The organism is Bacillus sp. UNCCL81 (genome assembly GCF_900112535.1).
In the GTDB taxonomy this organism is placed as follows: Bacteria; Bacillota; Bacilli; order Bacillales; family Bacillaceae_G; genus Gottfriedia; species Gottfriedia luciferensis_B.
Window position 1 is genome coordinate 324,384 of the sequence record NZ_FOMF01000006.1, and the last position, 24,474, is coordinate 348,857.

A 24,474-nucleotide genomic window follows, 5' to 3' on the forward strand; every position below is an offset into this window, starting at 1 on the left:
TATACTCATTCTCCTTTAGTTAACTAGATGTCCTGAAAATATTAAAAATCCGAAACAAATAAAATGGAATGTAATAATAACCGCTAATACATGTGTTAGTTTATTATTTTTCCAAATCTTTTTTTTCTTATTGAATTGTTCAAACCAATCAAAACTACACATCAATAAAGCTTGGTATAAACCATATAATAGGTAATTTATTTGGATCCCGTGCCAAGCACCCATTAGTAAAAATAAAGTAGTGTAACTGATATAAGATATATTTCTTCTATTTTTTATCACTTTTTTCTTAGTCAGTAAGAATACCATTCTCATATATACATAGTCACGAAACCAAAATGATAAGCTCATATGCCAGCGATTCCAAAAGTCCTTTATATTTCGACTAATGAATGGCATATTAAAGTTTTCAGGTGTTTTAATACCTACTAAATAACTAACGCCGATTGCAAATGCGCTATAACCTGCAAAATCAAAGAATAAGTACAGACTATATGCATACATATACGTTAGATTTGAGACGAAAGTATGCCCTACAACAAGCTGTGTTTCAAGTATATGAACGTTAATTAAATAACCAATTATATATTTATAGAGAAAACCAATAAAAATTTTATGAACACCAATTTGAAAATACTCCTGGTATTCACTAGCCGTTAGCTTTTTTTGACTATCCTGTTGAAATCTCCTAAAACGATCAATTGGTCCAGAAGAGATCGTTGGAAAAAATAATAAAAACTTAAGGAAATCAACAATGCTTATTTCTTTTATACTGTGGTCGCGAATTTCAATAATGACTTGTGTTGCTTTAAATGTTAAATACGAAATTCCTAAAAAGCCTACAAGGGTAGTACTTTCAAATATCGGTGAAACCTTTACAATTATTAAAGGTAAAATTGATAGAAAAACACTTAAGTAATAAACAGTTGAATGGTTCGCATTCTTCCGATAAACACTGTAACCTTTTATTAAAATAACTACCCAAATTATAAAAGCAACTAGGTAGTAGGTTTGTATTTTAGAAGAGGAAAAGATTAATAATAAAAACACAAAAGAAAGAAATGTTGTGTAGGTAGTTAATCTTTTTCCTAAAAACCCTAATACTACTGCTGGGATTAATAAAACAATTAAAATACCGAAGAACGTAAAACTACCGTATGGGATCATTGATCAGCATGCTCCAATAATTTTTTTCGATCAACTTTACCGTTCGTTGTCATTGGTAAACTTTGTAAAAAACTAAATTTTCTTGGAATCATATAAGTCGGCATATATTTATTTAGTTCTTGTTTTAAAAAACGTGTTAAGTGATATTCCTTTTCGAAATCGTGTTCTTTAACGACTACTAAGCAATGTAAATCTATACACTTACCATCCTTCATCTCCGGTAATATAACTGCAGAATGAACTAATGGTAATCTTCTAATGTTATTTTCAATGTCCTCAATTTCAATCCGATAACCGTGTAGTTTTACTTGGAAATCGATCCTACCTTTATAGAACAATAGTCCTTGATCAAAGTAACCAGAATCACCCGTTTTATAGGCGCGCATGTCATTTATTTGATAGTAGGCTGCATCAGTTTTTAACTGATTATTAAGATAACCTTTACTAACGCTTGGACCAGCTATAATAATTTCCCCTGTTTCACCATCTGGAAGTGGGTTTCCCAATTCATCCATAATGTAAATGATTGTATCGTCTTTCGGAGTTCCAATCGGTAATGGGGAATATTGGTTTATGATTTGTTCGGTAATCTGAACGAATGTTACAGCAACTGTTGCTTCTGTTGGACCGTAAGTATTATAGATCTCTGCTTTAGGAAATCTAGATAAAAGCTGTTTAGCACTATTATTCGATAGTACTTCACCACAGAAAAGGAAAGTCTTTAAGCTTGGTAGTAAGGATTCGCTGAAATTTGGATTCATCATACACATCTCTATAAATGATGGTGTAGAAGTCCAAACCTCAATATCACTTTCCATTAAATAATCAAATAAAACTTTTGGTCGCTCAACCAAAGATTTTTCAACAGCAATGAGTGTGCCACCCGACAATAAAGATGGATATAAATCCATTACTGATAAATCAAAAGAGAAAGGAGCTTGATTTAAAAATCGTTGTCCATTGTGTATATTAAAATCCTTCAATATCCAATCAGTAAAACTACGTAAGTTTTTTTCACTAATTTGCACACCTTTTGGATCTCCAGTACTGCCGGAAGTATAGATAATATAAAATGTATCATCGTCTTTAACATTAAAATCAGTTAAAGAATTGACTAGATCAGTAGAATCAATTATCTCCTGTAGTTCTCCAAAATTTATGATTTTAATGGATTCAAACTCTAAAGTAATATCTTTTGGTGTAATTAATAAAGTTGCTCCAGAATTAGTAATCATTTTTTTGAGTCTTTCAAAAGGAATAGACTCATCAACGGGAATATATGCACAACCTGCTTTTACACTCCCTAAGAAAATAGAAATCATTTCCGTCTGCATGTGCCCATACACAATAATAGGCTTATTCGTAAAATTATTATTAATCATCCAGCTAGCAATCGCATCTGATTGTTGCTTTAAAGTTTTATATGTTAAAGAGTAATCACTATTTTGAAATGCGATCGTGTTTGGGGTGTTAATTGCCCAATAATCTATTTGTTCAATAATTGATTTCATCAGCTCACGTCCTAAAAATCGTTATATATAAAGCTCCCAGTAAATGAATCTTTAAATCCATATAGGTAAAGTAGTGCAAGTAAAATTGATAAATAAAACGCAGTATAGAATAAAAATCTTAAAGTCTTTGAACGGAAAATATGGATTTTACCCATTTGTTTTCACCTTTCTTAATTTTTAGCTAGACGTATTATAACACCGAAAAAAAGATGAAAAATTAACCAAACACCTTTTAAAATTACAAACAGATAATAAATTATTAAAGGTTAAGTAAATTTTTTCTAATTCAATTTTAAAGATTAATGGACAAGATTGTTCATATAATTAGGAAAAGGTAGTAATAATGAACAAAAAAATAGAGGGAAGTAAAAATAATGGGGAAATGGGAAAATCCTATTGGCCCTGCTCTATGGGAGATTGTAAATGATGAAAAAGATTTATTTGTTTTTGATTCCTAGTTTCTTAACTGTTTTACTAATGTCTCCATTTTGTAGTTTTATCTGGAATAAAAACGCTGCGAAAGGGACAGTTCCGAATTACCCTACTATGAATAAAGTTAAAGTTACTAATGATCAAAATGAGAATACTAATGAGATTGATCGCTACTTACAGCAAATTCATTTTAATGGAGTTGTTCTTGTTAGGAAGAATGAAGAAAATATCATTAATAAAGGATACGGTTATCGAGATATCCAAAATCAGTTACAGAACACACCAAATACGTATTACCCAGTTGGCTCAATTTCTAAATTTTTTGTTTCAACGTTGTTAATGCAATTAAAAGAAAAAGGCAAAATATCGTTTAACGATCCGATTTCAAAATATATACCGGACTTTCCAAATGGGTCAAAACTAACATTATTTCATTTGATTTCTCATACTTCAGGGATTAGGAGACAAAAAGAGTTATTTAATCCAATTTCATCGACTAATTTAATAAAGGAAATAGTTAAATCAAATGCTCACTATAAACCGGTGAACAAATGGGATTACAATGACACAAATTATGTTTTACTTGCTTACGTTATTGAAAAAGTAACTGGAATTCCTTATGGAGAATATATAAAAACACATATTTTCAATAAAGCGAATATGACTGAAATTGGACAGGGTAATGATTTTTATAAAAAAGGAAATCATGCACTAGGTTATTTATTAATTCAATCTAAAAATGCTCCGAAGCAATTACGAATACCAAATTTTAACCATTTATTAGGTTGTGGAGATATTTATGCAACTGTTTCAGGACTACAAAAAATGGACGAGGCACTTATTTCAAATAAACTTATATTGAGTAAAAGTTTTACTCAATTTATTAAGCCGTATCAAAATCATTATGCATACGGAATTTATAATAAAGGAAAGTATTTATACAATCATGGGGTAGTTCCAGGAATTAATTGTATGAATGTATTCGATCCAGTTTCGAAAACATATGTAATTGTGTTTTCTAATAGTCAAAAGGTGAAACCAAACATTTTTAAGATAGCAATGAACTTATTTAAACTAGTTAACAAAATGAGTTGAGAACAGTTAGCTTTTTGATTATAAGAATCTAGACTCTTATAAAATATTTCATAAATAATTTAAAAGATACTCATACTATTTTTTGATAAAGAAAATAGGAGGAGTCTAGTGAAAAAGTTTCTATATTATTTCTTATTAATGATAATGACTAGTAGTATTAATTTGGGCTCTATTAAATTTGTTAGTGCGGAAACGAAAGCCGGGATCAATGAAAACTCATTAACGAGACATATTAAAATTACTGAACAAAAACTAAATGATGCGCCGATTAAGTATCCACAAATAAGTGGAGCATCTAATTCAACTGCACAACAAAAGATCAACAGTATCTTAAAACAAGGTGCTGATGTAGCGAATAGTAATCGTTTGAAGCTATTAGAAGATGAGAAAGAAGCTAAGTCAAAATGGGATGCTAGCCAAGGGCAGTGGAGACCTTATGAATATGTATTTACTTATAAGGTACTATACAATAATCTTGATAAATTGAGTGTTATTTATAATGAGTATTCATATACAGGTGGGGCACACGGAATGACAATGGGTACTACATTTAATTTTGACGTAAAAACAGGTGATATCGTTCCACTATCTAAGTTAATAAACGAAAATACAAAATCCGTACAAGAATATGCTTATCAGCAATTACAAAAGAAATATAAAGGATATGTATTAATAAAATCTCCTAACGAAATTGACTTAAGTGACAAAAATCGACTATGGGCATTTGACCATGCAGGAATAAAATTAATCTTTAAAGAATATGAAGTAGCCGCATATGCTGCTGGCATGCCCGAAGTCTTTATACCAGTGCAAGTTTATCAATAATAAAACCGATTTTTAGAATATATAGGAAAATGTTTTTAAAATAGTTAAGGAAGTAAATTTATTTAATTGATCAAAACCTTTTTTCTTCAGAGTGTTGAAATGTTAAGCGGTCTATAGGGAAACATTAAAAAGAACATTATTGATGCTTAAATACTGTTTGATGATCTATTAATGATTTTACGATTTTAATATACCAATCAATTATATTAATTGTTTTTCAGAAGTTGAAATTTTAACGAAATTAGATAAATTATTTCAAATGGTATTCGAACTTAATTGACTTACAGACTGATTAAAAAACTTTTATTTTACTCTAAGTAAAGGATATTGAATTAGCTTTTGAACATTAACTTTTTTTGATGAATAAGTTGATTGGAACGGAGGGGTACTCGACTCCTATGGGATAAGCGGGAACCCTGAGACCCCACAGGCGTAGCCGAGGAGGCTAAAGAATCTCGTCCCATGGAAAGCGAGCATCCTGTAGTGGAAATCAACCACGTGGGCTCCTTTACGAAAACTTGGTTAATAATTAACAAGATTGTTTTTCAACAACGCAAAAAAAGAACCTTCATTATAAATAAGGTTCTTTTCTTTATTTATTTAATAAATTTGATTAATGAAATAAAACATTTTCGTAAATAATGGTAGAGTCTGAATGAAAACATTCATTTGTTTTAACAATATAAGAATAAGTTGAACAACTATATAAATATTGAATAATCTAAAATTGAGTATGTACGATTACTAAAGTGAGTGCTAAAGGTCGTTAAAAACTAAAAGCAAAGAAGTTTAATCTTCAATCTGTTCTTTTAACAATAAGGCATAAAGATCTTCAACTCGTTCGGACATAAATCTTTGTGAGTCTTCAATTCCCTTATTATAAAACATAGGTCCAAGTTTTTGTGATATAAAGTCTATTAGCAACATTGAACTTAATTCACTTAATTCTTCGTCTCTTTCTTGTAAGAAATACGTTTGTAGTTGATTAATCGCAAATTTTTGTTGATCTGGTGAAAGCTTAGTTGTTTTAGACATATTTTTCCCTCTTTTTTAGTTGTGATATTAGATTTTTTATTTCCTATATATATATAGTATCTCTATTTATTCTTTTTTTGCGAAAAAATGTTACACGTAATAAAACTTTTTTGGTAAAATAGTGCACAGCTTGAAAATACTTTTTAATTGCTTTAAGATTAGAATGAGAATAAAATGAGAATGAACTTAAAATAGCCATTTTCTATTTTATAGAATTTTTATGTAATATTATGGAGGGTGTAAAATGGGAGCTTCTACATTAAAAATAAAAGACCTTCAAGTAGCAATTGAAGGAAAGCAAATTTTAAAAGGTGTAAACCTTGAAGTAAAAGGTGGAGAAATTCACGCAATCATGGGACCAAATGGTACAGGTAAATCAACTTTATCTTCTGCTATTATGGGTCATCCAAAATATGAAGTAATTGGTGGTAGCATCGAGCTTGATGGCAACGATGTTTTAGAAATGGAAGTTGATGAGCGCGCTCAAGCTGGTCTTTTCCTTGCTATGCAATACCCAAGTGAAATTAGTGGTGTAACAAACGCAGATTTCTTACGTTCTGCAGTGAATGCACGTCGCGAAGAAGGCGATGAAATTTCATTAATGAAATTTATCCGTACATTAGATAAAAACATGGAATTCTTAGAAATGGATCCAGAAATGGCTCAACGTTATTTAAATGAAGGTTTCTCAGGCGGAGAGAAAAAACGTAATGAGATTCTTCAAATGATGATGATCCAACCTAAAATTGCTATTCTTGATGAAATTGACTCAGGTTTAGATATCGATGCATTAAAAGTAGTTTCTAAAGGTGTTAACGAAATGCGTGGAGAAGAGTTTGGTTGCTTAATCATCACTCACTACCAACGCTTATTAAACTACATCACTCCTGACTTCGTTCACGTAATGATGCAAGGTCGTATTGTAAAATCAGGTGGACCTGAATTAGCTGCTCGTTTAGAAGCTGAAGGATATGACTGGATTAAACAAGAGTTAGGTATCGAAGACGAGACTGTTGGGCAAGAAGCTTAATCGGATAGGAGGGATTCTCATGACAACTGGTACTACAATTCCATTTAGTCAAGAAACAGTTAAGCAGCTTTCTGCATTGCTAAATGAACCTGCATATTTCACAGAGTTCCGTTTAAATGCACTAGCAAAAGCTGAATCACTTTCTCTTCCAAAGCCAGATAAAACAAATATCTCTAAATGGGATTTCTTTGGAAAAGAATTTAATGTTACAGCTGGAAATGTTCCTACAAAAGATCAATTACCAGAATCAGTAACATCTTTAATGAATGAAGACACTGATCAATCAGTTTATGTACAATATAATGGTTCTGCTGTATATCACTCTCTTTCTTCTGAAGCAAAAGAAAAAGGTGTAGTATTCGTAGATTTACACACAGCGATTAAAGATCACGAAGATCTTGTGAAAAAATATTTTATGACAGAGGCTGTAAAAGTCGATGAAAATAAATTAATCGCTTTACATGCAGCATTAGTAAATGGTGGAGCTTTCTTATACATTCCTAAAAATGTTGTATTAGAAAAACCAATCCAATCTATTTTTGTTGTTGATGGTGAAAACGTACCTGCATATAACCACGTTCTTGTTGTTGCAGATTCAAATAGTGAAGTTACTTATGTTGAAAACTATGTTTCTACATCTGCTGATTTAGATGCGGCTGTTGTTAACGTTATTACAGAAGTAATTACATTAGATAATGCAAAAGTTCGTTATGGTGCTGTTGATACTTTAGCAAAAGGTGTTACTGCTTATGTTGTTCGTCGTGGTCACGCTGGTCGCGATAGCAAAATCGAGTGGGCACTTGGCCTAATGAACGATGGAAACTCAGTTTTCGAAAATGTTACAAACTTAATTGGCGACGGTTCTTTCGGTGACATGAAGATGGTTACTGTAGGCCGTGGGGAGCAAACTCAAAACTTTACAACAAACATTACTCACTATGGTAAAGGATCTGAAGGTTGGATCTTAAAACATGGTGTATCAAAAGATGCTGCTACTTCAATCTTTAATGGTATTGGGAAAATTGAACACGGCGCTTCTAAGTCTAATGCACAACAAACTTCACGTGTATTAATGCTTAGTGAAAAAGCTCGTGGAGATGCGAACCCAATTCTATTAATTGATGAAAACGATGTTATGGCAGGTCACGCTGCTTCTGTTGGTAAAGTAGATCCAACTCAGCTGTACTACTTAATGAGTCGCGGTATTCCGAAGAAAGAAGCAGAGCGCTTAGTTATTCACGGATTCTTAGCACCTGTAGTTTCGGAATTACCAATTGAAGAAGTTAAAAAAATGCTTGTTGATGTAATTGAGAGGAAGGTTAAGTAATGGATGTTAAAGCAATCCGTGAAGCCTTTCCGATATTAAATCAAGAAGTAAATGGACATCCTTTAGTATATCTGGATAGTGCTGCAACTTCACAAAAACCTGTTCAAGTAATAGAAGCTGTTGCTAACTACTATAAAGAATATAATTCTAACGTTCATAGAGGTGTACACACTCTAGGAACAAAAGCTACTGATGCATACGAGGGAGCTCGTGATAAAGTACGTAAATTTATTAATGCATCATCAATTGAAGAGATTATTTTTACTAGAGGTACAACTACTGCAATTAATACAGTTGCTGCTAGCTACGGAAGAACGAACTTAAAAGCTGGAGATGAAATTGTGATTTCTTATATGGAACATCACAGTAACATTATTCCTTGGCAACAGGTTGCTAAAGCTACTGGCGCAACATTAAAATATATACCACTAGAAGAAGATGGTTCAATCAGCGTTGAGCAAGCAAAGGCTACAATTAACTCAAATACAAAAATAGTTGCGATTATGTACGTTTCAAATGTACTTGGTTCAATTAATCCTGTTAAAGAGATTGCAGCAATTGCTCATCAAAATGGAGCAATCATGCTTGTTGATGGTGCGCAAAGTACTCCACATATGAAGGTTGATGTGCAAGACTTAGATTGCGATTTCTACGCATTTTCTGGTCATAAAATGTGTGCTCCTACCGGTATTGGTGTACTTTACGGTAAAAAACATCTTCTTGAAAACATGGAACCTATTGAATTTGGTGGGGAAATGATTGATTTCGTTGACTTACAAGATTCTACTTGGAAAGAACTACCATGGAAATTTGAAGGTGGAACTCCAATCATTGCTGGTGCAGTTGGTTTAGGCGCTGCTATTGATTTCTTAACTGAGATTGGGATGGATAATATCGAAAAGCATGAACATGAGATTGCGAATTATGCTCTTGAACAGTTATCTACTGTAGAAGGAGTAACAATCTATGGTCCAAAGCATCGTGCAGGACTAGTTACATTTAATGTGGAAGATGTGCATCCACATGATGTTGCAACTGTATTAGATGTGGAAGGAATTGCAGTTCGAGCTGGCCATCATTGTGCTCAGCCATTAATGAGATGGTTAAAGGTATCTGCTACTGCTCGTGCAAGTTTTTATCTGTATAATACAAAAGAAGATGTAGATGCTTTTGTAAGAGGATTAGTTAAAACGAAGGAGTATTTCAGCGATGTCTATTAATCGAAACATTGATCTAGATGCATTATATCGTCGAGTGATAATGGACCATTATAAAAACCCTCGTAATAAAGGGGTAGGGGCAATATCAGAAAACGATGTAACAATAAACATGAATAACCCTACTTGTGGTGATCGCATTGAACTTCGTTTAAAAGTTGATGATGGAATTGTATCAGACGCTCGTTTTGATGGTGAGGGATGTTCAATTTCAATGGCATCAGCTTCAATGATGACTCACGCAATTAAAGGTAAAAAAATAGAGGAAGCCCTACAGCTTGCTCAAATATTTTCAGATATGATGCTTGGAAAAGAATACGATGAATCAATCGATTTAGATGATATTGAAGCACTTCAAGGTGTTTCAAAGTTTCCAGCACGAATTAAATGTGCAACACTTGCATGGAAAGCGATGGAGAAGGGCTTAAAATCAGAGGAATAATCCTCTGAGCTTTAATCCTCCTCTTCTATAAGAAGGGAGTATGAATAATGTCTACTAATTTGCCGGATATTAGTGATTATAAATATGGTTTTCATGACCGTGACGTATCAATCTTCCGTTCAGAGCGTGGTTTAACAAAGGATATCGTTGAAGAAATTTCACGTATGAAAAATGAACCACAATGGATGTTAGATTTCCGTTTAAAATCTTTACAACATTTCTATGATATGCCAATGCCTCAATGGGGTGGAGACTTAGCAGATTTACGCTTTGATGAAATTACTTACTATGTAAAACCATCAGAGAAAACAGAAAAGTCTTGGGATGAAGTACCTGAGGAAATCAAAAATACTTTTGATAAATTAGGTATTCCTGAAGCAGAACAAAAGTATTTAGCTGGTGTATCTGCACAGTATGAGTCTGAGGTAGTTTACCACAGTATGAAACAAGACTTAACTGATCTTGGTATCTTATTTACAGATACAGACACAGCTTTACGTGAGCATGAAGAAATTTTCAAAGAGCACTTTGGAAAAGTAATTCCACCTACAGATAACAAATTTGCTGCATTAAACTCAGCTGTTTGGTCTGGTGGATCATTCATCTACGTACCAAAAGGTGTTAAAGTTGATACGCCACTTCAAGCGTATTTCCGTATTAACTCTGAAAATATGGGTCAATTTGAACGTACATTAATCATTGCTGACGAAGGTGCACATGTACATTACGTTGAAGGTTGTACAGCTCCTGTATATACAACAAACTCACTTCACTCTGCAGTAGTAGAAATCATCATTAAGAAGGATGCATACTGCCGATATACAACAATTCAGAACTGGGCGAATAACGTATTCAACTTAGTTACGAAACGTGCTGTTTGTGAAGCGAACGCAACAATGGAATGGATCGATGGAAACATTGGTTCAAAATTAACAATGAAATACCCAGCAGTTATCCTTAAAGGTGAAGGTGCTCGTGGCCTTACACTTTCTATTGCAATTGCTGGTAAAGGACAACACCAAGATGCTGGTGCTAAAATGATTCACTTAGCTCCAAATACTTCTTCTACTATTGTTTCGAAATCTATTTCTAAACATGGTGGTAAAGTAACGTACCGTGGTATCGTACACTTTGGTCGTAAAGCAGCTGGATCACGTTCAAATATCGAGTGTGATACGTTAATTATGGATAATGCATCAACTTCTGATACAATTCCATACAACGAAATCTTAAACGACAATATTTCTCTTGAGCACGAAGCGAAAGTTTCAAAAGTATCTGAAGAGCAATTATTCTACTTAATGAGCCGTGGTATTTCTGAGCAAGAAGCTACAGAAATGATCGTAATGGGCTTCATTGAGCCATTTACAAAAGAATTACCAATGGAATATGCAGTTGAAATGAACCGTCTGATTAAATTCGAGATGGAAGGTTCAATTGGTTAATAGAGTTTTTAGGGGAGGCGAACTTTTGAAGTTCGTCTTTTTTATTTAGAAATATTTAATAAGTATCCGCAGTTGTTTTGATAATTTAATAAATATTTAAAGATGATTTCTGTTTCTATAAGTAGAGCAGCTTTTTAGTTTTAGTAAAATCCTTCTACATTACACCTCATTAATTTTTCAGATAAATAAAGGTTTTTATAAAATAAGATAGATCTATTTGTGGTAAAATTTAACTTGAAGGAAAAGAGATGTTTGTGGAATTTAATATGTGGGAGGGTTTTTTATGAATTTTAACCTTAAAGAAGCGATTGAAGTTTTAGAAAGAACACCAAAATCATTAGAGTCTCTTTTATCGGGTTTATCTGAATCTTGGTTAAACTGTAATGAAGGTGAAGGAACCTGGAATGCTTCTGAAGTAATCGACCACCTAATTGAGTGTGAAAAAACAAATTGGATTCCAAGGTTGAACTGCATACTTAACAAAGAAGGAAACAACCATTTCCCACCATTCGATCGTTTTTCGCATTTAAATGAAAAACATGAGAACTCAATAGAAGAAAGATTACTTGAATTCAAGAATTTAAGAGCAGAAAATATTACAAAACTACAATCATTGGTTGACCCTGAATTACACTTAGAATTAGAAGGGATTCACCCAGATCTTGGAACAGTAAAATTAAGAGAATTATTATCCACTTTTGTCGTACATGATCTTACGCATATAACTCAAATTGCAAGAGTGATGGCAAAACGATACAAAACTGACGTAGGTCCTTGGATTGCAAATTTAAGTGTGTTAAAGAAATAGTTAGCGTTTAATTCACAAATTATCGGGTATTATAGTGTGGAAATCAACGAAGTACTTAAAAAAACAATTAAAAATAATGTATAAACACCAAAGTGCAATACAATAAAGGATTATTCATACTCGGGGAATTCCGAGTTTTTTTATGTTAAACTATTATTTAAACCATGGAGAATATAGATTTTTAGTGTAATTAAAAAGGAGAGAAATTTAGGTTGGATATCATTCTACAAATTCTTATACTCATCAGTATAGGACTTGCTGCAGGAACAGTCGGATCATTGATTGGTTTAGGCGGAGGGATTATTATCGTTCCAATGCTACTTAATATTGATCACTTTTTATCCGCTTTTTCGACTGTGCCAATTCATGTTGCAGTTGGAACTTCACTGATTACAATTGTGTTTTCTTCACTGTCATCCACCCTTTCGTACCATAAACAAAAACGAATCGATTATAAGAGTGGTATTTTATTTTTAATAGGGAGTGTTCCTGGTAGCTTACTAGGTACATACATCAATTCGCTTTTAAATACGGAGCGTTTTACTTTATTTTTTGGTATATTTTTAATCTGTATATCGGTCTTTCTATTTGTTTCTTCAAAATTAAATAAAAAAGCAAAGGAAGTACATAAAGGGGTTATACGAACATATACAAATGAAGAAGGCGAGGCATACACATATAGCTATAGTCTTCCTTTGGCGATTTCATTGTCTATTTGTATCGGGATCATCTCAGGATTATTTGGAATTGGTGGAGGAATATTGTTAGTACCAATGATGGCGTTTTTATTTGGTTTTCCACCTCAGTTAGCTGTTGCGACTTCAATGTTTGTTGTTATGTTTACGACGCTTGGAAGCTCGATTTCATATATAGCATTAGGAGAAGTAAATTTCTACTACATTCTTCTACTTATTCCTGGCGCATGGTTTGGTGGGAAAATTGGAGCATATATTAATCAAAAGTTAAAAACTGAAACAATCGCATTAATTTTAAGGTTAGTTGTGTTATTTTATGGCATAAAATTAATTATAGAAAATATTTAAAAAAGGATGGTGGAACAATGGAAACAAATCAAACGATAAATATTCGGTTGTTCCATACAAATGACATTCATAGCCACTTTGAAACGTGGCCAACAATCGTCGGTTTGTTGAAGTCTAAAAGAGAATTAGCTACAGGAAAAGGTGAAGCCACACTTACTTTTGATATTGGGGATTTCGTTGATCGCTTTCATCCAATTTCGGAGGCCACTTTAGGAAAAGGCAATGTGGAACTTTTAAATGATGCAAAGTTTGATGCAATTACAATAGGTAATAATGAAGGAATTACCTTATCAAAAGGTGAGTTGTTAAACCTTTACGAAGATGCAAAGTTTGATGTATTAGTTGGTAATTTAAACATTTCAGATGAAGGTACCGAGAGTTTCAGCAAGCCTTTTGAAATATATGAAAAAAATGGAGTAAAGCTAGGAGTAATTGGTTTAACAGTCGCTTATCCTGTGTTTTATGAAACTTTAGGATGGAGTATAAAAGATCCGTTTGAAATGTTAAATAACATATTGCCAATTGTCAAAGCGCAATCAGACATTGTCATTATACTTTCTCATTTAGGGATGAGAGACGATCAGAGAATCGCTGAACAATTTTCAGGAGTCGATATTATCTTAGGCGCACATACTCATCATTTATTCCCAAATGGAGAGTATGCTGGTGAAACTTTACTTTGTGGAACAGGTAAACACGGTAACTATTTAGGCGAGGTTTTAATTACTGTAAATAAAGAGACGAAAAGTATTATCAATACTGAAGCTTCAGTTACTGAAGTACATACAGTCCCAACATATTATCAAGATGAAATGACGAAAATGATGTTGGCTAATTTAATGAGATTAAGTAAAGGAATTTTAAATGAACCAGTAACACAACTACCGAGTAACATGGGTGTAAATTGGTTTAAAGATAGTCCATTACTGAAATTATTAGCAAATGCACTACGCCAATGGACTAAATCAGATATCAGTATACTAAATTCCGGTATTTTACTTGAAGGTTTAAATAATGGCCTTGTTACTAAGGGTGACATTCATCGGATTTGCCCACATCCTATTAATCCTTGTGTCGTTAATTTGTCTGGTAAGGAATTATTAAATGTTTTAAATCGTTGTGAAGATAAAGAGCTGACTCATTTAAAGATGAAAGGTTTTGGATTTAGAGGGAAAGTAATTGGAAAAATGGTTTACGATGGAATCACTTTTGTTAATAAAGATAAGAAAAGGCATTTGAAAAAAGAGGATCTACTTATTAATGGTGAAATGTTAGATTTAAATCGAATGTATGAGATTGGAACTTTGGATTTATTTACGTTTGGTCATTTAATTCCTACAATTCGAGATGCTAGTCATAAAAGATTTTTTATGCCTGAGTTTATTCGTGATGTGTTATTTTCGGCTTTAAAAGATGTATAAAATTTATCAAGTTTAGACAGGTTACACTTTTGTTTTTTTCTCATATTTTAGAATGAGAAAGGAGCGTTGAACTTGATCAATTTAAGCCCAATTAAAATAGATAATCATACATTTAATGCTGTTACAGTTTTACTTCCAAAAACCACGTTATTGGTCGTTATGAATGATAACGGATATATTATGTGCGGAGCATTAGATGTAGCTTTATTAAATGAAAGATTGCGCGATCGTCAAATTATCGCAGGCCGAGCAGTTGGTGTAAAAACAATAGAAGAATTATTAAATGCGCCTTTAGAATCCATTACTGTTGAAGCAGAAAAGTTAGGTATTCAAAAAGGTATGATTGGAAGAGACGCATTATTAAAGATGATATAAAAAAAGCCACTAAATTTTTTTAGTGGCTTTTTGTGTAGACGATGCCCTAAAAATTGATTTTAAAATGTATTAACTGTTATGAAGAGCCATATATTTAATTAAAAAATTGTTCAAGGAGATAACAATGAGAGTTGTTGAAGCATCAACACTTGTTCCAGGTACGATCTTAAGAAAACCGATTTATAATGAGCATGGAAAAATGATTGTTAATGCAAATATTCCTTTAACAGAAGAGATGATTAATGGAATACATAAATTAGCTATTCAATTTGTTTTTGTACATGCTCAATCATCAGAACCTTTAATGGGAAAGACAATTATTTCAGACGAACTTCGCATTGAAATCACAAAAACAATAGAAGATGCTTTTGTTAAATTAATTAGCGAAGATTTTTATTTAAGAGGGCTATCTTTAGAAAAGAACTCATCTAGGCTTAAAGAAACGATAAAATCACTGCAAAACGAATTATGGCAACAGAAGGATGTTTTATCTTTATTGATTGACGTATTACATTATGATGAGTATCTCTTTACTCATTCTCTAAATGTAGCTATTTATTCTTTAGGAATTGGAACGGCATTTGATTTAAGTAAAATCCAGCTTAATTTACTTGGATTAGGTGCACTTTTACATGATGTTGGGAAGATGGCAATACCCAAAAAGATTTTAAATAAACGGGGCCGTTTAACTGAAGATGAATATGCATTCATTAAACAACATACAATTGCTGGATACGATCTGCTACGACAAGTATCTTCTATTCATCCACTTGTTGCGGACTGTGCATTACAGCATCATGAAAGGATCAATGGGAGCGGCTATCCAAAAGGTTTAATTGGTAAAGAAATACATCTTTTCTCAAAGATTATTGGGATTGCAGACTTTTTTGATGCTGTTACTTCAAATCGAGTATATCGACAAGCAATGCTCACGCATGAAGGATTAACATTATTAATTAATGAGAGTGATAAATTATATGATGCTAAATTAATTAGCATATTTAGCGATCTACTAACCATTTATCCAACGGGATTACACGTAAAATTGAGTGATGGTAGACAAGGAATCGTTTTTAGTCAAAATGATGCTGCTACAGATCGTCCAGTTGTGCTAATAATTGAAGAAAATGGAATAAAATTAAGCAATCCTTATGAAGTGAATTTATATAATGAGTTGAAATTAGAGATTATCGAGTATAATCAAATAATAAAAAAAGTTGATTTTTAATTGTACAAATCCATTAAGAATGAACAGGCATTGACATGCATACCCATTAGTAAGGGGGCATGGATACAATGAAGAGATTTAAGTACAGACGTGTTCCAAAAAATAAACTTTTTGTTTCAAAAAGAAAATCTTTTGGCGGATTTAAAAGGAATTCAACTCAAATAACACAAACAATTCGTAATATATTTCCAAATAAATATGTAGTTATTTGTATTGTTCTATTATTTTTTTCCTTATATGCTTTCTGGGAAATTGATAAAATTTTCACACCTACAATCTTAAAATATTCTGAGAAACAAACAAGACGAATTGCTTCTTTAGTTATCAATGAAGCGTATGAATCGGCATCTAAGGAACTGCAAGGGCAGGATATTATCATTCGGGATGTTGATGAGAATGGTAAGGCGATAATAAGTACTAATACATATTTAATCAATAAAATAATTGGTTCTACTACTCAGCATGTTGAAGAAAATATACGTAGAGTTGAAAATGGAGATCTATCATTTTTATCTTTATCAAAAGCAGAAAAGAAGAAAATGAAGTCGGATCATGAGGGGCTATATTTAAAAGTACCGATTGGGGTCGTAACAAATACAGTACTTTTAGGGAAAATTGGACCTACTATACCAGTTCGCTTTTCTGTAGTCGGTGATGCAGTGGCTAATGTTACACAAGAAGTTAAGCCTTTTGGATTTGATAATTCTGTAGTCGAAATTATTATGAATGTAGAAGTAAATATGAATGTAATTATCCCGTTTAGTACAAAATCGACAAAGGTGAAGGTAGAAGTCCCAATTGCTACTGAAATTATCGATGGGGAAGTTCCAAATTATATTCCATTTACTCCAAATACTCAACAAGCTCCTTCAACAACAAATGGAAAAAAATAAATTTAAAATAGAGCAGACTAAACTTATTACACTACGATAAGTTAGTCTGCTTTTTTTTCATTAATGGTTTCAATTTACCCAAAAACTCGCCTTGGTCAGTTTTCTTTATTTGCTTCTATCCTGACGCTCCCAAAGACGTAATTTTGGATAAGGATCAAAAGACCACTCTGAATAACCATTGTCTTTGTAAATACCATAGTGCAAATGTGGAGGAAATTTTCCAGATGTCCCTGGAGGTCCATATCCAGTACTTCCAACATAGCCAATAAGTGTTCCTGGCTCTACTACTTGCCCTCTTTGAAGGTCTTTGTTAAAGCCACCTAGATGAGCGTAGTAATGATAATTATTACTTAAGTCTCGAATTCCGATTCTCCATCCTCCGATTCGATTCCAGCCTTTTGTCTCAATAACTCCATAGCATGTAGACCTTACAGGAGTACCATAATTTGCAAAAATATCAGTACCTTCATGAACTCTTCGTCCACCAAAGCTTCGAGGTGCACCCCATGTACTACGATAACTATGTGTACTACGAATTGGTAATGGGAATGCATTACCTTCTATATTTAATTTTCCGTAATATTGATACAAACTAGCGTACTCATCGATAATATCAACTGTTATGGCTCTTTGGTAGTAATCCCATAGCATCATTCGAATATATTGCCTGGATGGTCCATAAAAATTTAATCGATGAATGAAAGTGTATAGAATATCCTCATCATCTTCTAGTGAAGCTTTTCCATCATTATTTCCATCTAAACCAATACCGCTAAAAAGATGGATAGTAGGAGCGTATGTGTCTTTCTTAACTGGATTTGATAGGCCGCTCCAATCCTCTGGTTTAATATAGATAGAAAGGACCCCATTTTCGCGTTTTGGTATATCGTTCCTTACACTCCGTACATTACGTTCATAAGTATCTATAGCTGCAAAGTAATACCAAGGGATAAAAGTCAGGGTTTCACCTTTTTTATATAAGGCCATTCGTTCTTTATTAAGCTGAGCTTGATTAATTTCTTCTGCATTTGTAAATGATGGCATTATGAAGATAACCACCATACAAAAAAGTACAATTATTTTTTTCAAAACCATCATCCTTTAAATTGATTTACATATATAGTTTGGTTAAAGAAGCGACTTTCATAAATGGAAATTATAGGGATAATAGGGATAATCAATCGAAAGTTTTTCATATCCGCGAAAAATGTAGTAATATATATACTATTGGAAGAGAAAATGAAATATGTCGTAAACGAATAAACGTTGGAGGAATTTCAAATGGCATCAAAAAAAGAAGAATATTTGAGAAAGCCCGAGTGGCTAAAAATAAAATTAAACACAAATGAATCTTACACAGAATTAAAGAAAATGATGCGATCAAAAAATCTTCACACTGTTTGTGAAGAAGCTCGTTGTCCAAATATCCATGAATGTTGGGCAGTTAGAAAAACAGCTACATTTATGATCCTTGGTGCAGTTTGTACGCGTGCATGTCGTTTTTGTGCAGTTAAAACTGGTTTACCAACTGAACTTGATCTACAAGAACCAGTTCGAGTTGCTGAATCTGTGACACAAATGAACTTAAAACACGTAGTAATTACAGCGGTTGCTCGTGATGACTTAAGAGACGGTGGGGCAGCTGTATTTGCAGAAACTGTTAGAGAAGTTAGAAAAGCAAATCCATTTACTACAATTGAAGTTTTACCATCTGATATGGGTGGGAAATTTGAAAACCTTAAAATGTTAATGGATGCAAAACCAGATATTATGAACCATAATATTGAAACAGTTAGAGAGTTAACTCCACGTGTTCGTGCAAGAGCTACGTATGAAAGATCACTTGAATTTTTACGTAGAGCAAAAGAAATTAACCCTAGCATTCCTACAAAATCAAGCATCATGCTTGGTTTAGGTGAAACAAATGAGCAAATTTACGAAGCAATGGATGATTTACGTGCTGCAGGTGTAAATATCATTACATTAGGTCAATATTTACAACCAACGAAAACTCATTTAACTGTTAAAAAATACTATACTCCTGACGAGTTTGCTGCCCTAAAAGAAATTGCTTTAGGAAAAGGTTTCTCACACTGTGAGGCTGGTCCTCTAGTTCGTTCATCATACCATGCTGACGAACAAGTAGAAGCTGCTAAACAAGCATAATTAAAAAGCACTAGCCTATGCTAGTGCTTTTATTTTGATAATTATTTTGAAATCTGATCGAAATGCATGCTTTGCTTATCTACATCAAAACCTGCAGCTAAATCTTTAATTTGTTGCTCTAATTGTCCATCATTAAGCTGACCATATTTATTTAGGTCCTCAATATTATTAATATTTTGTATCGAATTTGAAGTAAAGATATGATAGTAACTAGGAAGTGCAGATTGAGCAGTTTTTTCAACCTGTTTTCTAGCTAATGATTTATCTCCATCTGATCGATAAGCAATCAATACCTCTTGATCTGTAACTAGTGTAGCAGCATCGTCTATATCAGGAAGCTTAACAACTAAATAAGAAATGAATTTTGACACTTCTTGTTTATCAATCGTTAATGTATAATCGCCATCTTTACCTAAAACATCTTGCTTTTGTAGTCTAGAAAAGCCATAATCTTTGTAAGAGTTATTTGACATTTTAGCATTTACATCGCCTAAATCCATCGGCTTTGTATTTAATTGTTTAGGTGTTGGATTTGTTCGATGTTCATTTTTATATGTTACGTCCTCATAATCGAACTGTCTCGAATGACTTGGACCGAATGAACATCCTGTTAATATAAATAAGGTTAATAAACAAACTAAATATTTACGCATATTAAATACCACCTTTTAATCATCAATGTAAAATTAGTATGCCAAAATATTTGTTACATATTTATGGGAGTAAAAGGAAGGAGAATACAAATTGGTTTGCATACAAAATATTTGCTATGAAGTAGTTGAAGATTACCGTGAAGGATTCAATGAAGAAGCCTTTAAAGCGAGATATGCAGAGATCCTTTCAAAGTATGATTACATTGTTGGGGATTGGGGCTATGAGCAACTTAGACTTAGAGGATTTTTTGACGATTCTCAAAAAAATGTTCCATATGATTCAAAAATAAGTACATTACGTGAGTATATTTATGAGTATTGTAATTTTGGATGTAAATATTTTGTAGTTAAGAAAGTAAAAAATTAAAAGATGGGGGAAACCTCATTTTTTTTTTGTTTATTTAAAGGGAGCACAGTATTTTAAAGAAAGTTGTTTAATCTAGAACATAAAAAATTTGTGGATAAAGTATTTTTTGATTTTTTGAAAGAATAAAAACCTTGTGGATAAGTTTGAATCTTTCAACAAAAGTGTGAATAAGTGAAGACTTAATCACAAAAAAAGTGGACAACTTTTTAGTTATCCACTTTTTTTCAGATTATTTAGTAAAAATAATTTATTTATCCACAGGATCGAAAAATTAGAATATAATTTCACTTAGAAAATCTAATAATTCAGCTGCCTTTTCTTCAGAAATTCCGAAAGCAAATTCTAAGTAACCTTCTTCTTTTAAATCATCTGAACCGATAATTGCAAATCGATTACTTTGCATATCCATAATCATAACTTTGCCATAATGACGATCAGAATATACTAAAGCAAGATCATGTCTTTGCTCTTCTCCCATAAAGCTTACAAAACGAGTCTTTGCTTGAATAGTGTCATCATATAAGAAAAAACGTTCTGACATTTTTTATTCCTCCATTATACTAAAATAATATTTGGCTTGGATCCTAAATGGTGATGTGCTTTAATATGTCGCACAGTTTTCGTTTTACTTCTCATTACAATTGAATGAGTTTCGACTAAGTCTCCACCTAAGAAAGTAACTCCTTCAAGTAATTCACCTGAAGTAACGCCTGTAGCAGCAAAAATTGCATCGTCACCTTTTACTAAATCATTTAATGTTAATAATTGTCTTGGATTATTAAGACCCATATCCATACAACGTAATTCTTCTTCTTTATTCATTGGTACCAATCGAGCTTGCATGTCGCCGCCAAGGGCTTTTATCGCTGCAGCGGCTATAACACCTTCTGGTGCGCCACCAGTACCTACAAAGAGATCGATTCCGGTATGAGGTAATGCTGTAGCTATAACAGCGCCAACATCTCCATCACCAAATAATTTAACACGAGCACCTTTTTCACGAATTCGTTCAATGATTTCCTCATGACGAGGACGTTCTTGGACAATTACCGTTAAATCATGTACACGTTTATTGTTTGCTTCAGCAATAATATCTATCGTTTTTTCAATCGGATCATCTAATGATATTTTACCAGCAGCACGAGGTCCTACAGCTATTTTTTCCATATACATGTCAGGTGCATGTAATAAGTTGCCTTTATCAGAAATTGCGATTACTGCCATAGCATTTGCATGACCTTTTGCAAGGATATTTGTTCCTTCAAGAGGATCAACTGCAATGTCTACTTCTGGTCCATTACCAGTTCCTAATTTCTCACCTATATATAGCATTGGTGCTTCATCGAGTTCACCTTCACCAATTACTACAGTACCTGCCATATTTACTGAATCAAACATCGAACGCATTGCAGAAGTAGCAGCGTCATCAGCTTCATTTTTCTTACCGCGACCCATCCAATGAGCAGAGGCAAGGGCAGCTGCTTCAGTAACTCTTACAATCTCAAGTGCTAATTCACGATCCAATAGTCCAACCCCCAGAAAAATATTCACCTATATAATATAACAAAAATCGGTAAGAAACGCTTTCATTTGTCGATTTTTTTCGAATTTAGCTATAAAATAAATATAAGTCCATAAAATGTAGAAGATAGAATTGAGAAGGAAGTGTACATATGTACTTTGTAAATCGTCAAAACATATTAGATCGAATTGAAATTTTAAATTCAATGCTTGAGGTATATGCGTCAAACAGCCATCCAAAAAATAAAATAGAAGAATTAGCTTTGGAAAGAATGACACATCTTTTGATTGATAGTATGTTAGATATTGGAAATACAATGATTGATGGCTTTATAATGAGGGACCCAGGAAGTTATGATGACATTGTTGATATACTAATGGATGAAAAAGTTATTACTGCATCAATTGGAGAATCCATAAAAAAATTAATTCCAATTCGAAAACATTTATTACAAGATTACACATCTTCAATTACAGAAAAAATAGTGACGACATTAAGCGAAAATATAGAAGCATATAAGGAATTCCCGGTTTCGGTTCAAGCTTTTCTTGATAAAGAGCTAGGAGTAATAAATGCTTTTAGTAGTGATGAGGAAAAATAATTTTAGTTTTTCTATGTAAAAATAACGCTGTTTTCTTGTATTACTGAGTGAACAGCCTGACTAGTAAGGAGTGGCAATATGAAACAATATAAAGGATACTTAATTGATTTAGATGGAACTATGTATCGCGGTGAGGAGCAAATAGAGGAAGCAAGTCTTTTTATAAAGGCTTTAAAGGAGAAAAATATTCCATATCTTTTTGTAACGAATAATTCTACACGTAAACCAGAACAAGTTGCTGATAAACTTAATTCCTTTAATATTCCAACTACAAAAGAACAGGTCTTTACAACAAGTAATGCCACAGCAAACTACATAAAAGAACAAAAGGCAGATGCTACTGTTTATATGATAGGTGAAGAGGGCTTACAATATGCCCTAGAGGAAGTTGGTTTAACAATCACAGATGAAAATCCGGATTTTGTCATTAGTGGCTTAGATCGTAGTATTAATTATGAGAAATTAGCAAAGGCTTGTATAGCTGTAAGAAACGGCGCAACATTTATTTCTACTAATGGTGACATAGCGATACCAACTGAAAGAGGTTTATTACCTGGCAATGGTTCATTAACATCTGTTATTACTGTATCTACTACAGTAAAACCAATTTTTATTGGAAAACCTGAATCAATTATTATGGAACAAGCATTAAAAGTTCTCGGTGTTGCAAAAGAGGATACATTAATGATTGGTGATTATTATGATACAGACATTATGGCTGGGATTAATACTGGTGTTGACACATTAATTGTTCATACTGGTGTAACGACAAGGGATATGTTGTCAAATTATGAAACTCAGCCAACTTATTCAGTTGACTCATTAGAAGAGTGGATTAAATATATTTAAGAAATCAATTAACTTAAAAACCCCACTAGTAATTAATTTACTTGTGGGGTTTTTGTATTATTTCAATATGAAAGAGTGGTCTCAAATATAGATTGACTTATGAGACCACTCTTTTTTATTCATTTTCAGCTTTAATCTGATCTGCCTTTTTATGTGCAGCACGATGAGCAAGTCGGCTAGATGCAGCAGCTGCAATCGCTCCGACAATATCATCTAAAAATGTATTTACTAAGCCTGTAGATTTATCGTTTAATCTTTCTAAAATTCCAGGTTTTAATTTATCGATGTAACCGTAATTCGTGAATCCAATTGAACCATATACATTTACGATCGATAAGGCAATTATTTCATCAATTCCATAAAGGCCTTCATCTTTTTTGATAATAGCCAACAATGGCTCTTGTAGTTTATCTTGCTCTGCCAAAATATCTAATTCAATACCAGTAATGATGGCATTTTGTATCTCACGTTTTGTCAAGACTCTCTCAACATTGTGTTTACACTCATCTTTAGATAAATTTTCATGGTACTTACTTTGTAAAAAATAAACTAAATCAGCAATGTCATCGAGCGTAACACCTCTTTTTTCTAATAACGATAATGCAGTCTTTTCTAAATCGTGATTTAAATATTCCATTTCATCACCTTTTCCTTATTGATTGATTTAATTACTATAAAAATAACTAAAATGGAGATTTCATAAAATAATTAAAACTTTTACTAAATTTTTTTAAAGAAATAAGAGGATTAATTATATATGATTCGATATCGAACAAAATTCCCCTTTATAAAAAAAGTTAAAACATAGTAAAAAATTGTTTAAGACATATAATTTATTACTTATGCCTTATCTGTTGAACCACTTTCCTACATATTTTTTGGTGATTAGCCTGCCCAAGTAAAAAAAAGCATAAAAAGCGACCTTTCATGGCCTTTGTCTTATGCTTGTCGGGGCTGACCAACTCGCTTCCACATTTCATATATACTACGTCATTCTCTCCCTTTTTGTGTATGGCCATTCG

General features: G+C 32.8%; 26 protein-coding genes. 17 read left to right on the forward strand and 9 right to left on the reverse strand.

Going from position 1 to position 24,474, the window contains the following annotated elements:
* Positions 1-15: 15 nt before the first annotated feature.
* Genes dltB through dltX form a run of 3 tightly spaced genes read right to left on the reverse strand, consistent with a single transcriptional unit; the run spans position 16 to position 2,833 of the window.
* Positions 16-1,167 carry a D-alanyl-lipoteichoic acid biosynthesis protein DltB gene (dltB, locus tag BM319_RS15385; RefSeq protein WP_091023510.1) on the reverse strand — a complete coding sequence of 384 codons (1,152 nt, stop codon included), beginning with the start codon at positions 1,165-1,167 and terminating at the stop codon, positions 16-18.
* A complete protein-coding gene (gene dltA, locus BM319_RS15390) occupies positions 1,164-2,678 on the reverse strand; it encodes a D-alanine--poly(phosphoribitol) ligase subunit DltA (protein ID WP_091023512.1) in 1,515 nt (504 codons plus the stop codon). Before dltA ends, dltB begins: the two co-directional genes overlap by 4 nt.
* An 11-nt stretch (positions 2,679-2,689) precedes the next feature.
* Positions 2,690-2,833: a teichoic acid D-Ala incorporation-associated protein DltX gene (gene dltX, locus BM319_RS15395; RefSeq protein ID WP_069034836.1), complete on the reverse strand. Its 144-nt coding sequence runs from the start codon at positions 2,831-2,833 to the stop codon at positions 2,690-2,692.
* Between the two features lie 268 nt (positions 2,834-3,101).
* Between dltX and BM319_RS15400 the strand changes: the two genes are divergently transcribed.
* Together BM319_RS15400 and BM319_RS15405 are read left to right on the forward strand one after the other, a co-directional pair.
* On the forward strand, positions 3,102-4,205 hold the full coding sequence (locus BM319_RS15400) for a serine hydrolase domain-containing protein (RefSeq protein ID WP_091023514.1): 1,104 nt from the start codon (positions 3,102-3,104) through the stop codon (positions 4,203-4,205).
* A gap of 108 nt (positions 4,206-4,313) precedes the next feature.
* Complete coding sequence (locus BM319_RS15405) at positions 4,314-5,030, forward strand: DUF3298 and DUF4163 domain-containing protein (RefSeq protein WP_091023516.1); 717 nt, start codon at positions 4,314-4,316, stop codon at positions 5,028-5,030.
* Between the two features lie 789 nt (positions 5,031-5,819).
* Here BM319_RS15405 and BM319_RS15415 read toward each other — a convergent pair.
* On the reverse strand, positions 5,820-6,065 hold the full coding sequence (locus BM319_RS15415; RefSeq protein WP_069034833.1) for a DUF2164 domain-containing protein: 246 nt from the start codon (positions 6,063-6,065) through the stop codon (positions 5,820-5,822).
* A 244-nt stretch (positions 6,066-6,309) separates the two neighbouring features.
* On the opposite strand from BM319_RS15415, the gene sufC reads away from it, so the two are divergent.
* The 11 genes from sufC (at position 6,310) to yunB (ending at position 17,294) form a co-directional block, all read left to right on the forward strand.
* On the forward strand, positions 6,310-7,095 hold the full coding sequence (sufC, locus tag BM319_RS15420; protein ID WP_091023520.1) for a Fe-S cluster assembly ATPase SufC: 786 nt from the start codon (positions 6,310-6,312) through the stop codon (positions 7,093-7,095).
* A gap of 19 nt (positions 7,096-7,114) precedes the next feature.
* Positions 7,115-8,422, forward strand: coding sequence for a Fe-S cluster assembly protein SufD (gene sufD / locus BM319_RS15425; protein ID WP_091023522.1), 1,308 nt, complete (start codon positions 7,115-7,117; stop codon positions 8,420-8,422).
* On the forward strand, positions 8,422-9,642 hold the full coding sequence (locus BM319_RS15430) for a cysteine desulfurase (protein ID WP_091023525.1): 1,221 nt from the start codon (positions 8,422-8,424) through the stop codon (positions 9,640-9,642). Before sufD ends, BM319_RS15430 begins: the two co-directional genes overlap by 1 nt.
* Entirely contained in the window at positions 9,632-10,081 is a 450-nt protein-coding gene (gene sufU / locus BM319_RS15435) for a Fe-S cluster assembly sulfur transfer protein SufU (protein ID WP_025671513.1), read from the forward strand. The genes BM319_RS15430 and sufU overlap by 11 nt, the downstream gene beginning before the upstream one ends.
* A gap of 47 nt (positions 10,082-10,128) precedes the next feature.
* Positions 10,129-11,526 carry a Fe-S cluster assembly protein SufB gene (gene sufB, locus BM319_RS15440; RefSeq protein WP_025671514.1) on the forward strand — a complete coding sequence of 466 codons (1,398 nt, stop codon included), beginning with the start codon at positions 10,129-10,131 and terminating at the stop codon, positions 11,524-11,526.
* Positions 11,527-11,809: 283 nt separating this feature from the next.
* Entirely contained in the window at positions 11,810-12,334 is a 525-nt protein-coding gene (locus tag BM319_RS15445) for a DinB family protein (RefSeq protein ID WP_069034829.1), read from the forward strand.
* Between the two features lie 221 nt (positions 12,335-12,555).
* Complete coding sequence (locus BM319_RS15450) at positions 12,556-13,377, forward strand: sulfite exporter TauE/SafE family protein (protein ID WP_069034994.1); 822 nt, start codon at positions 12,556-12,558, stop codon at positions 13,375-13,377.
* Positions 13,378-13,394: 17 nt separating this feature from the next.
* Positions 13,395-14,798: a bifunctional metallophosphatase/5'-nucleotidase gene (locus BM319_RS15455; protein ID WP_091023527.1), complete on the forward strand. Its 1,404-nt coding sequence runs from the start codon at positions 13,395-13,397 to the stop codon at positions 14,796-14,798.
* Between the two features lie 72 nt (positions 14,799-14,870).
* The gene (locus tag BM319_RS15460) at positions 14,871-15,173 is read left to right on the forward strand and encodes a YunC family protein (RefSeq protein WP_069034827.1); all 303 of its coding nucleotides are present in this window, start codon (positions 14,871-14,873) and stop codon (positions 15,171-15,173) included.
* A gap of 124 nt (positions 15,174-15,297) precedes the next feature.
* A complete protein-coding gene (locus BM319_RS15465) occupies positions 15,298-16,401 on the forward strand; it encodes an HD-GYP domain-containing protein (protein WP_091023529.1) in 1,104 nt (367 codons plus the stop codon).
* 68 nt (positions 16,402-16,469) lie between these two features.
* Positions 16,470-17,294 (forward strand): sporulation protein YunB, encoded by an 825-nt coding sequence (gene yunB / locus BM319_RS15470; protein WP_175495625.1) that lies wholly within the window; start codon positions 16,470-16,472, stop codon positions 17,292-17,294.
* Positions 17,295-17,399: 105 nt separating this feature from the next.
* On the opposite strand, the gene BM319_RS15475 is transcribed toward yunB, so the two are convergent.
* Positions 17,400-18,389, reverse strand: coding sequence for a M23 family metallopeptidase (locus tag BM319_RS15475; RefSeq protein ID WP_091023533.1), 990 nt, complete (start codon positions 18,387-18,389; stop codon positions 17,400-17,402).
* Between the two features lie 186 nt (positions 18,390-18,575).
* Between BM319_RS15475 and lipA the strand changes: the two genes are divergently transcribed.
* Complete coding sequence (lipA, locus tag BM319_RS15480) at positions 18,576-19,460, forward strand: lipoyl synthase (protein WP_069034823.1); 885 nt, start codon at positions 18,576-18,578, stop codon at positions 19,458-19,460.
* A 41-nt stretch (positions 19,461-19,501) separates the two neighbouring features.
* Here lipA and BM319_RS15485 read toward each other — a convergent pair whose 3' ends face one another.
* Positions 19,502-20,113, reverse strand: a complete 612-nt coding sequence (locus BM319_RS15485; protein ID WP_091023535.1) for a YhcN/YlaJ family sporulation lipoprotein — start codon at positions 20,111-20,113, stop codon at positions 19,502-19,504.
* A 91-nt stretch (positions 20,114-20,204) separates the two neighbouring features.
* On the opposite strand from BM319_RS15485, the gene BM319_RS15490 reads away from it, so the two are divergent.
* Positions 20,205-20,480: a YutD family protein gene (locus BM319_RS15490; protein ID WP_056468720.1), complete on the forward strand. Its 276-nt coding sequence runs from the start codon at positions 20,205-20,207 to the stop codon at positions 20,478-20,480.
* Positions 20,481-20,751: 271 nt separating this feature from the next.
* On the opposite strand, the gene BM319_RS15495 is transcribed toward BM319_RS15490, so the two are convergent.
* Together BM319_RS15495 and glpX are read right to left on the reverse strand one after the other, a co-directional pair.
* On the reverse strand, positions 20,752-21,021 hold the full coding sequence (locus tag BM319_RS15495) for a DUF3055 domain-containing protein (protein WP_025672291.1): 270 nt from the start codon (positions 21,019-21,021) through the stop codon (positions 20,752-20,754).
* A gap of 14 nt (positions 21,022-21,035) precedes the next feature.
* Entirely contained in the window at positions 21,036-22,004 is a 969-nt protein-coding gene (gene glpX, locus BM319_RS15500; protein ID WP_091023537.1) for a class II fructose-bisphosphatase, read from the reverse strand.
* A 149-nt stretch (positions 22,005-22,153) separates the two neighbouring features.
* Between glpX and BM319_RS15505 the strand changes: the two genes are divergently transcribed.
* Together BM319_RS15505 and nucF are read left to right on the forward strand one after the other, a co-directional pair.
* A complete protein-coding gene (locus BM319_RS15505; protein WP_069034820.1) occupies positions 22,154-22,603 on the forward strand; it encodes a DUF86 domain-containing protein in 450 nt (149 codons plus the stop codon).
* A 78-nt stretch (positions 22,604-22,681) separates the two neighbouring features.
* A complete protein-coding gene (gene nucF, locus BM319_RS15510; RefSeq protein ID WP_069034819.1) occupies positions 22,682-23,452 on the forward strand; it encodes a 5' nucleotidase NucF in 771 nt (256 codons plus the stop codon).
* Between the two features lie 115 nt (positions 23,453-23,567).
* On the opposite strand, the gene BM319_RS15515 is transcribed toward nucF, so the two are convergent.
* On the reverse strand, positions 23,568-24,089 hold the full coding sequence (locus tag BM319_RS15515) for a phosphatidylglycerophosphatase A family protein (RefSeq protein WP_069034818.1): 522 nt from the start codon (positions 24,087-24,089) through the stop codon (positions 23,568-23,570).
* Positions 24,090-24,474 lie beyond the last annotated feature (385 nt).

Excerpts from the sequence above, each read along its gene's own strand:
- sufU (WP_025671513.1), top strand. The coding sequence starts at position 9,632 with ATGTCTATTAATCGAAACATTGATCTAGATGCATTATATCGTCGAGTG.
- BM319_RS15400 (WP_091023514.1), top strand. The coding sequence starts at position 3,102 with ATGATGAAAAAGATTTATTTGTTTTTGATTCCTAGTTTCTTAACTGTT.
- yunB (WP_175495625.1), top strand. The coding sequence starts at position 16,470 with ATGAAGAGATTTAAGTACAGACGTGTTCCAAAAAATAAACTTTTTGTT.
- BM319_RS15430 (WP_091023525.1), top strand. The coding sequence starts at position 8,422 with ATGGATGTTAAAGCAATCCGTGAAGCCTTTCCGATATTAAATCAAGAA.
- BM319_RS15515 (WP_069034818.1), bottom strand. The coding sequence starts at position 24,089 with ATGGAATATTTAAATCACGATTTAGAAAAGACTGCATTATCGTTATTA.
- dltB (WP_091023510.1), bottom strand. The coding sequence starts at position 1,167 with ATGATCCCATACGGTAGTTTTACGTTCTTCGGTATTTTAATTGTTTTA.
- BM319_RS15445 (WP_069034829.1), top strand. The coding sequence starts at position 11,810 with ATGAATTTTAACCTTAAAGAAGCGATTGAAGTTTTAGAAAGAACACCA.
- BM319_RS15485 (WP_091023535.1), bottom strand. The coding sequence starts at position 20,113 with ATGCGTAAATATTTAGTTTGTTTATTAACCTTATTTATATTAACAGGA.
- sufD (WP_091023522.1), top strand. The coding sequence starts at position 7,115 with ATGACAACTGGTACTACAATTCCATTTAGTCAAGAAACAGTTAAGCAG.
- dltA (WP_091023512.1), bottom strand. The coding sequence starts at position 2,678 with ATGAAATCAATTATTGAACAAATAGATTATTGGGCAATTAACACCCCA.
- BM319_RS15455 (WP_091023527.1), top strand. The coding sequence starts at position 13,395 with ATGGAAACAAATCAAACGATAAATATTCGGTTGTTCCATACAAATGAC.
- BM319_RS15475 (WP_091023533.1), bottom strand. The coding sequence starts at position 18,389 with ATGGTTTTGAAAAAAATAATTGTACTTTTTTGTATGGTGGTTATCTTC.
- BM319_RS15465 (WP_091023529.1), top strand. The coding sequence starts at position 15,298 with ATGAGAGTTGTTGAAGCATCAACACTTGTTCCAGGTACGATCTTAAGA.
- sufC (WP_091023520.1), top strand. The coding sequence starts at position 6,310 with ATGGGAGCTTCTACATTAAAAATAAAAGACCTTCAAGTAGCAATTGAA.
- nucF (WP_069034819.1), top strand. The coding sequence starts at position 22,682 with ATGAAACAATATAAAGGATACTTAATTGATTTAGATGGAACTATGTAT.
- dltX (WP_069034836.1), bottom strand. The coding sequence starts at position 2,833 with ATGGGTAAAATCCATATTTTCCGTTCAAAGACTTTAAGATTTTTATTC.
- BM319_RS15505 (WP_069034820.1), top strand. The coding sequence starts at position 22,154 with ATGTACTTTGTAAATCGTCAAAACATATTAGATCGAATTGAAATTTTA.
- sufB (WP_025671514.1), top strand. The coding sequence starts at position 10,129 with ATGTCTACTAATTTGCCGGATATTAGTGATTATAAATATGGTTTTCAT.
- BM319_RS15415 (WP_069034833.1), bottom strand. The coding sequence starts at position 6,065 with ATGTCTAAAACAACTAAGCTTTCACCAGATCAACAAAAATTTGCGATT.
- lipA (WP_069034823.1), top strand. The coding sequence starts at position 18,576 with ATGGCATCAAAAAAAGAAGAATATTTGAGAAAGCCCGAGTGGCTAAAA.
- BM319_RS15495 (WP_025672291.1), bottom strand. The coding sequence starts at position 21,021 with ATGTCAGAACGTTTTTTCTTATATGATGACACTATTCAAGCAAAGACT.